Origin of the sequence: Lysobacter sp. yr284 (assembly GCF_900107375.1) — a bacterium.
Lineage (GTDB): Bacteria > Pseudomonadota > Gammaproteobacteria > Xanthomonadales > Xanthomonadaceae > Lysobacter.
This window is the reverse complement of the sequence record NZ_FNPT01000005.1, coordinates 106368-119379: the sequence shown is the minus strand read 5'-3', so window position 1 is coordinate 119379 and position 13012 is coordinate 106368. Positions and strand designations below refer to the sequence as shown.

The window sequence follows — 13012 nt, the reverse complement described above, 5'->3', positions numbered from 1 at the left end:
TCGGCGCGGATGCTAGACCCGCGCCGGAACCGGCGCCAGTGCCGCGGCCGCCGTCAGTCGGCGACGAACGTCGCGTCGAGTTCGCGCAAGCGTTCGGGGGTGCCGACGTCGGTCCAGCGGCCGCGGTGGCGCGCGCCGCGCAGGCGGCCCTGGTCGGCGGCGCGGCGCAGCAGCGGCACCACGCTGAAACGCGGCGGATCGAGCTCGCAGCCGGCGGCGTCGGCGAGCGCGCTGCGCCAGTCCTGGAACAGCGAAGCGCGGTACAGGCCGATGCCGGCGTAAGTGAGCCTGTCGTCGCCGTCGTTGCCGATGCGGCCGTCGGCGTCGAGGCGGAAATCGCCGCGCGGATGCTGCGGCGGGTTGTCGACCAGCAGCAGCTGCGCGTCGCCGTCGAACTCGCGCGGCAGCGCGGCGAAGTCGTAGTCGGTCCAGATGTCGCCGTTGGCGACCAGGAACGGCGCCTGCGCCGGCGCGCCTTCCTGCAGCAGCGCCAGCGCGTTGAGCATGCCGCCGCCGGTTTCCAGCGGGGCCGGACCTTCGTAGGAATAATGCAGCCGCAGGCCCCAGCGCGAACCGTCGCCGAGCGCGGCGGGGAAGCGGTCGGCCAGCCAGGAGGTGTTGACCACGACCTCGCCGACGCCGAGCGCGGCGAGTTTTTCCAGGTGCCACTCGATCAGCGGCTTGCCGCCCACCGGCAGCAGCGGCTTGGGCGTGTGCAGGGTCAGCGGCCGCATGCGCTCGCCCAGGCCGGCGGCGAAGATCAGCGCCTTCATCGCCGGCGCGCTCATGCGCGCGCCGGCGCGTGCGCGCCCGCGGCCAGCGCCGGGCGCACGTAGCGCTCGACGATCTCGCTCAGCGGCTGCAGCTCCGGATAGCGCGGCAGCACCAGGTCGAGATACCCCAGGAAGCGCGGCGCGTCGGCGAGGTACTTGGGCTTGCCGTCGCGGTGGTGCAGGCGCGCGAACAGGCCGAGGATCTTGATGTGGCGCTGCAGCCCGGCGAAGTCGGCATCGCGGCGGAAGCGGGCGTAGTCGGGCAGGGCGATGCCGGCGGCGACGGCGCGCGCGTGGTAGCGCGCCAGCCAGGCCTCCACTCGCTCCGGCGGCCAGCTGACGAACGCGTCGCGGAACAGGCTGATCGGGTCGTAAGCGATCGGCCCGCGCAGCGCGCCCTGGAAGTCGATCACCGCCAGCCCGCCGGCGACCGGCATCAGGTTGCGCGGCATGAAATCGCGGTGGATGAACACCTGGCGCTGGGCCAGCACGTTGTCGAGGATGCGGCGGTAGGCCAGGTCGAGCCGCTCCAGGTCGCCGCAATCGAGCGACACGCCTAGGTGGCGGCCGAGGAACCACTCGTCGAACAGGCGAAGCTCGCGGGTCAGGAAGGCTTCGTCGTACGGCGGCAGGTCGTCGGGGCAGGGCAGGGCCTGGATCTTCAGCAACTGCTCGAAGGCGGCGTCGAACATCGCGTCGGCGTCGGCGCGTCCGGCTTCCACCGCCTGCAGGACGGTCTCGCGGCCGAGGTCTTCCAGCAGCAGGAAGCCCTTTTCCGGGTCGGCGCGGTGCACCTGCGGCACGCGCACGCCGCCGGCCTCCAGCACTTCGCGCAGGCGCAGCCAGGGGCGCGGGTCCTCCAACTCCGGCGGCGAGTCCATGACGATGGCGTCGCCTTCGGGCCGGGCCGCGCCGGCGTGCACGCGGCCGCGCCAGTAGCTGCGGAACCCGGCGTCGAAGGAGGCGCGGACGAGGTCGAGGCGGTCGTCGCCGGTCGCGGCGCGGGCCCAGGCCAGGCGCGCGGCGTCGCGGTCGGAGGGGTGCGGCTGGGTCATGCAGGCTCCACGCGGCGAAGGCCGCCGGCGCACAGGGTAGCCGGCCGGGCGGGGAGCGCAACCGCACGGCCTGAACGTCGCGGCCGCGGGCGTCGTTGCGGCCGCTTGCGGTAGGAGCGGCGCAAGCCGCGGCCGCGGGGCGTCCGCTCGCGTCGCTGCCTTCGGCGCAGTTGCGTTGTCGCGGTCGCGGCTCGCGCCGCTCCTGCAGGGGAGCAGCGTTATCGCCGGTCGGCAAAAAAGTGTAGGGCGAAGCCCGCGGCGCTCTCGGCTGGGAACGGTCGCCACCGCCACTCCCAGCGTCCTGCGCCGCGGGCCCCGCCCTACGGGTGCCCGGGTGAACCTCGCCGCGCGCCGGTCCTGGAGCGCGCGCAGCGGTGAAGCTTCGACTCGATGGAACGGATGAAGCGCGAAACGGTGAAGCCACGATCCCGAATCCGCGTTGCCGCGGGGTACAGCACGCAGCGAAGCCGGCGCGGGTTCCGACCCGTCGCGGCGGCACATCCGCGCCGGTGCGTCCTAGGCGCGCGCCGGTCGCGCCCGGCTTCGCTGCGTATGCCGCGCTTGGCTCAGGCGGCAATCTCCTCGGCCTGCAACGACTTCAGCCACTCGTCGTCGGAGCCTTCGTTGACGCCCTCGAACAGGAACGTCGACAGATAGCGTTCGCCGGTGTCCGGCAGCATCGCCAGCAGCACCGAGCCTTCCGCCGCGCTTTGCGCGACTTCCAGCGCCGCGGCGACGGTGGCGCCGGCGGAGAGGCCGACGAACAGGCCTTCCTCGGCGGCGAGGCGGCGCGCGGTGTCGCGCGCCAGCACGTCGTCGATGGGACGGATCTCGTCGGCGATGCCGCGGTCGAGCACGGCCGGGACGAAGTCCGGAGTCCAGCCCTGGATCTTGTGCGGCTGCCAGTCCTTGCCGGCCAGCAGCGACGCGCCGGCCGGCTCGGAGGTGACGATCTTCAGTTCCGGCCGGGCCAGCTTGAGGATCTGGCCGGCGCCGCTGAGGGTGCCGCCGGTGCCCCAGCCGGACACGAAGTAATCCAGCCGCTTGCCGGCGAAATCGCGCAGGATTTCCGGGCCGGTGGTGTTGCGGTGATAGGCCGGGTTGGCCGGGTTCTCGAACTGGCGGGCGAGGAACCAGCCGTGCTGCTCGGCCAGTTCGGCGGCCTTGCGCACCATGCCGGTGCCGCGCTCGGCGGCCGGGGTCAGGATGACCTTGGCGCCGTAGGCGCGCATGAGCTTGCGTCGCTCGATCGAGAAGGTCTCGGTCATCACCGCCACGAACGGGTAGCCGCGCGCGGCGGCGACCATCGCCAGGGCGATGCCGGTGTTGCCCGAGGTCGCTTCGACGATGGTCTGGCCGGGCTTCAGTTCGCCGCTGCGTTCGGCGTCGAGCACGATCGCCAGCGCGAGGCGGTCCTTGACCGAGCCGCCGGGATTGAACGATTCGACCTTGGCGTAGAGGGTGATGTGCTTGGGCGCGATGCGGTGGAGCTTGACGATCGGCGTGTCGCCGATGGTGTCGAGGATGCTTTCGTGCAGCGACATGAGGAGGCTCCCGTGGCGTGGGGTATGAGGAATCGGGCGATGCGGAATCAGGCGGCCTGGGCCAGTGCGGCGTCGGCGGGCGGTTCGGTCAGCGGCGCCGCGCCGAACCAGTGCAGGCGCTGCGCCAGCGCCGCGACTTCGCCGACGATCAGCAGCGCCGGCGATTGCACGCGATGGCCTTGCGCGCGTTCGGCGAGCTCGGCCAGGGTGCCGGTGACCACGCGCTGTTCGCGGCGCGAACCGTTCTCGACCAGCGCGAACGGCGTGCTGGCGGCGCGGCCGTGTTCGATCAGTTTGTCGCGCAGCACGTCCAGCCCGGCCACGCCCATGTACACGGCGAGGGTCTGCTTTTCCTGCGCCAGCGCCTGCCAGTCGAGATCGCCGGCCGAATCCTTGAGATGCGCGGTGACCAGGCGCAGCGACTGCGCGTGGTCGCGATGGGTCAGCGGTATGCCGGCGTAGGCGGCGCAAGCCAGCGCGGCGGTGATGCCGGGCACGACTTCGAACGCGATGCCGGCCTGCGCCAGCGTTTCCAGCTCTTCGCCGCCGCGGCCGAACACGAACGGATCGCCGCCCTTGAGCCGGACCACGCGCTTGCCGGCGCGCGCATGCTCGAGCATCAGCTCGTGGATGCGCTCCTGGGTGGTGTGGTGGTTGCCGGCCTGCTTGCCGACTTCGATCAGCTCGGCGTCGCGCCGCGCCAGTTGCAGCACTTCGCGGCTGACCAGGCGGTCGTGCAGGATCACGTCGGCCTGGTTGAGCGCGCGCAGGCCGCGCAGCGTCATCAACCCGGCATCGCCGGGGCCGGCGCCGACCAGCACCACCGAACCGGCCGGCGCCGCGGCGGGCTTGTCGTCGATCAAGGCCGCGCCGAACGCGCGCTGCGCCTCGTCGTGGCGGCCGTCGCGCAGCAGCGCCGCGATCGGGCCGGCCAGCACGCGTTCGAAAAAGCGCCGGCGCTGGCCGAGGTCGGGATAGTGGCGGCGGATGCGCGCGCGTTCGCGGTTCAACAACTGCGCCAGCGCGCCCAGCGATTCGTCCAGTTCGGTTTCCAGTCGTTCGCGCAGGTGCCGCGCCAGCATCGGCGCGCCGCCGCCGCTGGAGATGGCGATCTGCACCGGCCCGCGCTCGACCCGCGCCGGCACGTGGAAACCCGAGGCTTCGACGTCGTCGACCACGTTGACCCAGATCCGCCGCGCTTCGCCGGCCGCGGCGACGGCGCGGTTGACCGCGGCGTCGTCGGTGGCGGCGATCGCCAGCCAGGCCTGGTCCAGCCAGTGCGGCGCGAATTCGCCGGGCAGGTGTTCGATGCGTCCTTCCGCGGCCCAGGCGCGCAACACCGGATTGAGCGCAGGCGCGCCCAGCCGCACCCGCGCGCCGGCCTCGAGCAGGGCCGCGGCCTTGCGCTGGGCGACCGCGCCGCCGCCGACCACCAGCACGCTGCGGCCGCGCAGGTCGGCGAACAGCGGGAACAAGCCGCCGGCCGGCCGTTCGCCGGCCGGCGGGTGTTGGTCGTGTTCGGAGCGGGACGAGGCGCGGGTCACGGCGGCGAGGGTGCGTCGGGAGGAGGATGCGACGACCCTACGGCCGCCGCCCGGCGCCGCGGAAATGACGGCCCCGCCTTTGCACATGCCGTCACGTAATGAGCCGCTGCGTTGCCGGACGGATACTGGACAGCGGATATACGGCTGGTTAATCTATAAATCCTTTCATCCGAATAGAGCGATAAATACGTGGACGCGAAGTGCCAGCGAATGCGTGCGATGCGCCCGAGCTGCCGCGGCAACGCGGGCGCCGGCTGTTGTCGCCGCTGCGCCGTTCGCCGCATTCCGCCCCGACACTCATTCTGGATCGCCACCCCATGACCCTGACCCAGTTGCGCTACCTGGTCGCCATCGCCGACTCCGGCCTCAACATCACCCTCGCCGCCGAACGCGTCCACGCCACCCAGCCCGGCCTGTCCAAGCAGCTCAAGCAGCTTGAGGACGAGCTGGGCTTTCTGTTGTTCGTGCGCAAGGGCCGCAGCCTGGAAGCGATCGCCCCGGCCGGCGAGCGCGTGCTCGCGCATGCGCGGCGCATCCTCGAGGAAGCGTCCAACATCCGCGCCTACGCCGCCAACGAACGCGGCCAGCACGCCGGCCGGCTGGTGCTGTCGACCACCCACACCCAGGCGCGCTATGTGCTGCCGCCGGCGATCGCCCAGGTCAAGCGCGACTTCCCCCAGGTCAGCGTGCACCTGCAGGCCGCGGCCGACGGCGAGGTGCTGGCGCATCTGTCGCACGGCAACGCCGACCTGGCGGTGATCAGCACCGCCGGCGCGCCGCCCGAGGGCGGCCTGGCGGTGCCGCTGTTCCGCTGGCGCCGGGTGGTGCTGGTGCCGCGCGCGCACGCGCTGGCCAAGCTCGACCGCGCGCCGACCCTGGCCGAACTGGCGGCGCATCCGCTGATCAGCTACGAATCCTCGAACCGGCCCGAATCCTCGCTGCGCCGCGCCTTCGCCGCCGGCGGCCACGAGCCGCAGCTGGCGATGACCGCGCGCGACGCCGACCTGATCAAGACCTACGTGCGCACCGGCCTGGGCGTGGGCCTGCTGGCCGAGATGGCGGTGACCTCGCGCGACGACGACCTCAAGGCGCTGACCGCGCCCGACGCGGTGCCCGAATGCATCACCTGGGCGGTGATCCCGCGCGCGCGGGTGTTGCGCGATTACGCGCTGGAGCTGGTCCACGGCCTGGCGCCGCAGATCGACCGGCGCGACCTGCGCCGGGTGCTGGAAGGCAATCTCGAACCGGCATGGCCGAAGGCGCCGAGCTGGATCGAGCTGACCCAGTCGATCAGTTCCTGAGCTTGGGCGCCGCGCGCGGCGTGGCCCGCGCGACGAAGGCGAGACGGGAGCCGCTGCGCCGCGTGCGGATCGCGCGGTCGGTCCGCGTCCGCCGCACCGGCGCGGCGCCGCCATCCACGGCGCCGCGCCGCCGCCTCCGCGCCTGACGGCGGCGCCGATACGCGGCCGAGTCCCGCGTCCCAAGCGCGTGGCGAGTCGGTCGCCAAAACCGCCGTCCTGGCGCGTTGTCTGCATTTCTCATGCGTGCCGGCTGTGCAGTTCGTGCCCACGCTGGGCTGAGCCGACGCGGCGTAAAAAACGTGTCTGAATTCGTTGCGTCCTGTCGATTTCTCCAGAAACCCGACCGGCCGCCCTTTTGTGATCATTCCCGTCCGCATCGAAACCGCGCCCGCTTCGCAACCGGGCGCGGCCGCCAGACCGGTTCCCGCAGCGCCCGAGCCCCGGCCGGCACGCCGACCCGAGCGTCCGCACGCCGCGCGCCGCTGCCCGCGCGGGCGCGGCTGGGCGCTGCGCCTGTTGCTCGCGTGCCTGATCGCGCCGGCACTGCCGCCCGCCGCTGCGCAGACTTTCACCTGCGGCGTCGATACCGAATACTCGATCGACCAGAACACCCGGGTGATCCGGCGCCTGAACCCGGTCACCGGCGCGACCGCCACGATCGCCACCGTGCCGGCGATCGGCAACGCGCTGCTCAACGGCATCGGCCTGCCGCCCGGCGGCGGCGAAGTGATCTACGGCGTGGTCGCCGGCGGCGCCGACAAGGGCCGGGTGTTCGCCTACAACGCCGCCACCGGCGCGCTGACCCAATCGCCGATCCCGGCGGGCGTGCCTGCCTTCGCCAGCAATTTCGTCGCCGGCGGTTTCAATCCGGCCAATCGCCTGTTCTACTCCGCCGCGCCCCAGGCCAACACGAGCAACAACAGCGTCTGGGGCCTGTTTTCCTACGACCCGCGCAGCAATGCGGTGGCGCAGGCGGGCGCCATCACCGAGGTCTCCGGCAACAACGGCGACCTGGCGTTCGACAACCTCGGCAACCTGTATCTGGTGTCGGGCAATTCGGCCTCGGGCAGCCGCATTTATCGCGTCACCGCGCAGCAACTGGCGGCGGGCGGGAACATGGCGGCGTCGCCGGTGACCGGCGAACTCGGCTCCGGCGGCACTTATCCGGGCATCGCCTTCAACGACGGTCTGCTGACGGTGGGGGCGAACGGCGCGGTCTCGCAACTGCATCCGTCCACCGGCGCGGTCTCCAACGGGCCGGTAAGCACTTCCAGCGGCAGCGACCTGGCCTCGTGCGGCTATCCCTACACCATCCGCTTGCGCAAGAACCTGCCCGACGGACGCAACGCGGCGGGCGACCAGTTCGCGTTGAGCATCGGCGGCGGCGGCTGGGCCGCCGGCAACGCGGCGACCACCGGCGGCGGCGCCGGCGGCCTGCAGGCGGCGGTCGCCGGACCGGTGCTGGGCCTGCCCGGCAACGCTTACACGATCGGCGAGGCGGCCAGCGGCAGCGCCCAACTCGGCGGCTATGCGACGTCGTGGACTTGCGTCAACGAATCCGACGGCAACGCGGCGGTCGCCAGCGGCCGCGGCGCATCGGGCCGCTTCGTCATGCCCGACCGCGACAACGCCGGCGCGGACGTGCTGTGCACCTTCGGCAACGAACGCGAGGTCGATCTGTCGGTGACCAAGACCAACACGCCGGCCGCCGGCGCCAGCGACCGCGGCGACGACACCGTGCGCAGCGGCGCGGCCAGCGTCTACACCCTCGCGGTGGGCAATGCCGGGCCTTCGGTCGCCGACCAGGCGTTGCTGCGCGACACGGCCGCGTCGGGGCTCAAGGACTGCGAGGTGGTCGCGGGATCGTGCAGCGTCGTCGGTACGGCGACGTGTCCGGCGCCGGCCGAGTTGAGCTTCGCCCGTCTCAGCGGCGGCGGCGTGCGGCTGCCGCCGATCGCCGCGGGCGGCGGGTTGCGGTTCCAGGTGCGCTGCACGGTGGAATGAGCACGGCGTCGCTACGCGCGCCGGCTTGGGCGAGCCTGCCGGCTTGCGCGGCGCGGGCCGGCTGCTGCGCGCGCGTGGGGCGGATCGAGCGCGTCGCGTCCGCTCGCGCCGCCGTCGCTCAGGCGGCCTTGTCCTCGGCCAGCGGCTCGCTGTCGAAATGCAGGCCGCACTCGCGCTTGAGCCCGAAGAAGCGGGTGTCTTCCTCGCGCATGCCCGGCTCCAGCCGGCGCGTGGTGTGCACGTCGCCGATCGACACATAGCCGTCGTGCCACAGCGGGTGGTACGGCAGGTCGTGCGCCTGCAGGTATTGCCACACGTCGCGGTCGCTCCAGTCGGCCAGCGGATGCAGCTTCCAGCGGCCGTCCTTGAGCTGCAGGAACTCCAGCCCTGCGCGGCTGCCGGATTGGCTGCGGCGCAGGCCGGCGATCCAGGTGCGCACGCCCAACTCAGCCAGCGCGCGTTGCATCGGCTCGACCTTGCGCAGGCGGTTGTAGCGCTCCAGGCCTTCCAGGCCTTGCTCCCACAGCTTGCCGAAGCGCGCTTCCATCCAGGCCGCGCCCATCTGCGGGCGGTAGACCTTGAGGTTCAGCGCCAGGCGCTCGCCGAGTTCGTCGATGAAGCGATAGGTTTCCGGGAACAGATAGCCGGTGTCGATCACGATCACCGGGATCCGCGGCGCCTGCCGCGCGACCATGTGCAGCGACACCGCCGATTGCGCGCCGAAGCTCGACGACAGCGCGTGCTCGCCGGCGGTGTTCTCCAGCGCCCAGGCCACGCGCTGCTCGGCCGTCTGCGTGGCCAGCCAGGCGTTGAGTTCGGCGAGCGCGCGCGGCGACTCGGCGGCGGTGACGGGATCGGTCGGAGCGCTCATGGGCGGGCCTGTGCAACCAGTTGGACGGGAATGCCGGTGGGCGTGGGGTAGGGCACGGTCACGACCTCGCGCCGCACCAGGTAGTCGCCGAAGCCTTCGCCGTCCTCGCGCTCGCCGGCGTAGGCGGCCAGCAGCGGATCGAGCGCGGCGAGGATCTCGGCCTCGACGATGTTTTCGCGATACAGCGTGTTCAGGCGCTGGCCGCGGTGGTCGGCGCCGAGCATCAGGTTGTAGCGGCCGGGCGCCTTGCCGACCAGGGCGATCTCGCCCAGGTACGGGCGCGAGCAGCCGTTGGGGCAGCCGCTGATGCGCAGGTTGATCGGCGCGTCGGCGATCGAATGGCGCTGCAGCAGCGCTTCCACCGCATCGACGAATTCGGGCAGGTAGCGCTCGGCCTCGGCCATGGCCAGGCCGCAGGTCGGCAAGGCCACGCAGGCCAGCGCGTTGCGCCGCACCGGGCTGGCGCTGCGGTAGCCGTCCAGGCCGTGCTGCACGGTCAGCGCATCCACGCGCTCGCGCAGCGCCGCCGGCACGCCGGCGATGGTCAGGTTCTGGTTCGGGGTCATCCGGAACTGCGCGCCTTCGGCGTCGAGCAACAGTTCGGCGATCGCGCGCAGGCCGCTGAGGTGGGTCACTTCGTCGCCGCGGCCGTCGAGCGCGCCGTCGACGATGCGCCCGGCCGGCAGGCGCAGGGTCAGGTGCGCGCGGCCGTCGTCGCCCTCGACCCAGCCGAAGCGATCGCCGTTGTGGCGGAAGGCGAACGCACGCGCCGGAAGGAGAGTGAAACCGGCGCGCCGTTCGACTTCCGCCTTGAACCAGTCCAGCCCGCGATCGTCGATGGTGTACTTGAGCCGCGCGCGCTTGCGCAGCTGGCGGTTGCCGAAATCGCGTTGGGCGGTGACCACCGCCACGCCGACCGCGGTCACCTGGTCCGGGGTGACGAAGCCGATCACGTCGGCGACCCGCGGATAGGTCTCCGGATCGCCGTGGGTCGCGCCCATGCCGCCGCCGATGGTGACGTTGTAGCCCAGCAGCTTGCCGTCCTCGAGGATGGCGATGTAGCCCAGGTCCTGGGCGAACACGTCGACGTCGTTGTACGGCGGGATCGCGAAGCCGATCTTGAACTTGCGCGGCAGGTAGGCCTGGCCGTAGATCGACTCGTCCTCGCTGCCGCTGCCGGCCACGAGCTCCTCGTCGAGCCAGATCTCGTAGTAGGCGCGGGTCTTGGGCAGCAGGTGTTCCGACAGCGCCGCGGCCTGGGCGAAGACTTCCGCGTGGCTGGCGCTGAACTGCGGATTGGCCGCCACCGCGACGTTGCGGTTGACGTCGCCGCACGCGGCCAGGGTGTCGATGAGCGCGGCGTTGATCGCCTGCATCGTCGCCTTGAGCTCGGTCTTGATCACGCCGTGGTACTGGAACGCCTGGCGCGTGGTGACGCGCAGGCCGCGCTCGGCGAAGCGCGTGGCGATGGAGTCGAGCTTGAGCCATTGCTGCGGCGACACCACGCCGCCCGGGGTGCGGGTGCGGATCATGAAGCTGTAGGCCGGCTCCAGCTTGGCCACGCGGCGCTCCTCGCGCACGTCGCGGTCGTCCTGCTGGTAGCTGCCGTGGTACTTGATCAGGGTCTGGTCGTCGTCGTTGAGCGCGCCGGTCAACGGGTTGGCCAGGCTGTCGAGCAGGCTGCCGCGCAGGCGCGCGCTGGCGAGTTTGATGTCCTCCACCGAATGCGCGCTCATGCGCCGGCTCCGGCGAAGGCGGCGCGGGCGAAGGCCGCGCGCGAGGCGCGCAGTTGCAGCCCGAACGGAGCGCGTCGCGACGGCGGCGGCGCGTTCTTGTCGGCGCGCTCGTGAGCGCCGGCGCGGGGTTCGCGCTCCATCCGGACTGCCGGGGCAATCGTTGCGGGCGCAGCGGCGAGCGTCCCGCGAGGCTCAGTAGACGCCACAAACCCCGCGCCGTCGTGCGACGTGCGGCGCGGTTCGACGATGTAGTGTTCCGACCAGCGGACAGCGACGGCGTACATCAGTAGACATCCCGGGCGTAGCGCCCTTGTTGTTGCAGATCGTTGAGGTAGTCCTCGGCGTCCTCGGCGTTGCGGCCGCCGTGCTCGGCGATCGCCGCCAGCAGCGCGGCGTGCACGTCCTTGGCCATGCGCGTGGCGTCGCCGCACACGTACAGGTGGGCGCCGTTCTGCAGCCAGTCGTACAGTTCGCGGCCGTGCTCGCGCAGGCGGTGCTGGACGTAGACCTTGTGCGCCTGGTCGCGCGAGAACGCCAGGTCCAGCCGGTGCAGCTGGCCCGACTTCAGGGCCGCCTGCCACTCGGTCTGGTAGAGGAAGTCGGTGCGGAAATGCGGGTTGCCGAACAGCAGCCAGTTGCGGCCGGACGCGCCATCGGCGGCGCGGTCCTGGACGAAACCGCGGAACGGCGCCACGCCGGTGCCCGGGCCGATCATGACGATGTCGCGGCTGCCGTCGGCGGGCAGGCGGAAGCGCTCGTTGGCTTCGATGAACACCGGCAGGCGCTCGCCTTCCTCGGCGCTGGCCAACTGGTGCGACGCCGCGCCCCAGCGCAGGCCGAGCTCGCTTTCGTACTCGACGTGGGCCACGGTCAGGTGCGCTTCCTCGCCGACCGCCTTCTGGCTGGAGGCGATCGAGTACAGGCGCGGGGTCAGCGGGCGCAGCGCGGCGACCAGTTCCTCGGCCGACCAGCCGCCGTCGAAGCGCTGCAGCAGGTCGATCACCTGGTTGCGCGCCAGCAAGTCGGCCAGTTGCGCCGATTGGTCGGGCGCGAGCAGGCGGTTGAGTTCGTCGCTGCGCGCGTGCGCGGCGTGGCTGGCGACGAACGGGCGCGCCAGCTTGGTCAGTTCGCGCTTGTCGCCGAGCCACTGGCGCAGCGGCAGGGTCTGGCCGGCGTGGGCGACGGCGGCGTCGCCGTCGAGCTGCAGCGTCTCCAGCACCGCCTGCACCAGCGCCGGCGGGTTGCGCGGCCACAGGCCGAGCGCGTCGCCGGGCTGGTAGTGCAGGCCGGAATCCTCCAGCGACAGCTCGATGTGGCGGATGTCCTTGTCGGCCGCGACCGCGCCGCGCGCGCTGCTGGCGCGCGCGATCAGGCGACGGTTGCCGATCAGTTCGGCGGCGAACGGGGCGTCGCGGTGATGGGTCGGCGCGGCCGGCGCGATCGGGCGCAGCGGCGTCACCGTCGCCAGGTGCGCGGCGGCCGGCTTGAGGGTGTCCTTGGCCTGGGCCAGCGCCTGCTGCAGCCACGGGCCGGAGACCGTCTCGATGTCGAGGTCGGCATCGCCGCGGGCGAAGGCGCGGGTGGCGCCGAGTTCGGCCAGGCGCGCGTCGAGGCGCGCGCCGATCGCGCAGAACTGCGGATAGCTCGAATCGCCGAGGCCGAGCACGGCGTAGTGCACGCCCTTGAGTTCGGGCGCGCGCTTGCCGGCGATGAAGTCGACCAGGCCGCGCGCGTCGTCCGGCGGGTCGCCGTCGCCCTGGGTGCTGACCACCAGGTACAGCAGGCGCTCGCCCTTGAGTTCGCGGGTCGGGTAGGCGTCGGCGCGCAGCACGCGCACGCCCAGGCCGGCGGCCTCGGCCTGCGCGGCGAGTTGTTCGGCCAGGCGCTTGGCGTTGCCGGTCTGGCTGCCGTAGACGATGGTCAGGCGCTCGCCGGTGCGGGTCTCGACCGCGGCCGGCGCGGCGGCCGTGGCCACGGCGAGGCCGGAGCGGGCCAGCCCGGCGGCATAGCCGGACAGCCACCACAGGCTGTCGCGATCCAGTCCATCGGTGAGACGAGCGAGCGAATCCAGCCGATCGGCCGGCAGCGGCGCGGCGAGCAGGGGCGGAGCGGCGAGGGGCGGCGCGGGCAGCGCGGCGGACGGGGCGGCGGCAGGCACGGTGGCGGTCTGCGTCTGGCTTCGGA

General features: G+C 72.4%; 10 protein-coding genes. 2 read left to right on the top strand and 8 right to left on the bottom strand.

The window, feature by feature from the left end; genetic code table 11:
• Nucleotides 1-53: 53 nt before the first annotated feature.
• The 4 genes from murU to cysG all read right to left on the bottom strand — a co-directional run bounded on the left by murU (nt 54) and on the right by cysG (nt 4847).
• The gene (gene murU / locus BLV01_RS10470; protein ID WP_091798551.1) at nt 54-773 is read right to left on the bottom strand and encodes an N-acetylmuramate alpha-1-phosphate uridylyltransferase MurU; all 720 of its coding nucleotides are present in this window, start codon (nt 771-773) and stop codon (nt 54-56) included.
• An 11-nt stretch (nt 774-784) separates the two neighbouring features.
• Nucleotides 785-1828, bottom strand: coding sequence for an aminoglycoside phosphotransferase family protein (locus tag BLV01_RS10465; protein WP_091798548.1), 1044 nt, complete (start codon nt 1826-1828; stop codon nt 785-787).
• 566 nt (nt 1829-2394) lie between these two features.
• Complete coding sequence (gene cysK, locus BLV01_RS10460; protein WP_091798544.1) at nt 2395-3372, bottom strand: cysteine synthase A; 978 nt, start codon at nt 3370-3372, stop codon at nt 2395-2397.
• A 47-nt stretch (nt 3373-3419) separates the two neighbouring features.
• Nucleotides 3420-4847 carry a siroheme synthase CysG gene (gene cysG / locus BLV01_RS10455; RefSeq protein ID WP_254782605.1) on the bottom strand — a complete coding sequence of 476 codons (1428 nt, stop codon included), beginning with the start codon at nt 4845-4847 and terminating at the stop codon, nt 3420-3422.
• Between the two features lie 386 nt (nt 4848-5233).
• Here cysG and BLV01_RS10450 point away from each other — a divergent pair, with 386 nt between their 5' ends.
• Both BLV01_RS10450 and BLV01_RS10445 read left to right on the top strand, forming a co-directional pair.
• A complete protein-coding gene (locus BLV01_RS10450; protein ID WP_091798538.1) occupies nt 5234-6217 on the top strand; it encodes a LysR family transcriptional regulator in 984 nt (327 codons plus the stop codon).
• A 516-nt stretch (nt 6218-6733) separates the two neighbouring features.
• Nucleotides 6734-8221, top strand: coding sequence for an NHL repeat-containing protein (locus BLV01_RS10445; protein WP_091798533.1), 1488 nt, complete (start codon nt 6734-6736; stop codon nt 8219-8221).
• Nucleotides 8222-8339: 118 nt separating this feature from the next.
• Here the strand turns inward: BLV01_RS10445 and BLV01_RS10440 are convergent, their stop codons facing one another.
• Genes BLV01_RS10440 through BLV01_RS10430 form a run of 4 tightly spaced genes read right to left on the bottom strand, consistent with a single transcriptional unit; the run spans nt 8340 to nt 12929 of the window.
• Nucleotides 8340-9092 carry a phosphoadenylyl-sulfate reductase gene (locus BLV01_RS10440; RefSeq protein WP_091798530.1) on the bottom strand — a complete coding sequence of 251 codons (753 nt, stop codon included), beginning with the start codon at nt 9090-9092 and terminating at the stop codon, nt 8340-8342.
• A complete protein-coding gene (cysI, locus tag BLV01_RS10435) occupies nt 9089-10828 on the bottom strand; it encodes an assimilatory sulfite reductase (NADPH) hemoprotein subunit (protein WP_091798527.1) in 1740 nt (579 codons plus the stop codon). The genes BLV01_RS10440 and cysI overlap by 4 nt, the downstream gene beginning before the upstream one ends.
• A complete protein-coding gene (locus tag BLV01_RS25380) occupies nt 10825-11112 on the bottom strand; it encodes a hypothetical protein (RefSeq protein ID WP_139178603.1) in 288 nt (95 codons plus the stop codon). The genes cysI and BLV01_RS25380 overlap by 4 nt, the downstream gene beginning before the upstream one ends.
• Entirely contained in the window at nt 11112-12929 is a 1818-nt protein-coding gene (locus BLV01_RS10430) for an assimilatory sulfite reductase (NADPH) flavoprotein subunit (protein ID WP_175485874.1), read from the bottom strand. The genes BLV01_RS25380 and BLV01_RS10430 overlap by 1 nt, the downstream gene beginning before the upstream one ends.
• Nucleotides 12930-13012 lie beyond the last annotated feature (83 nt).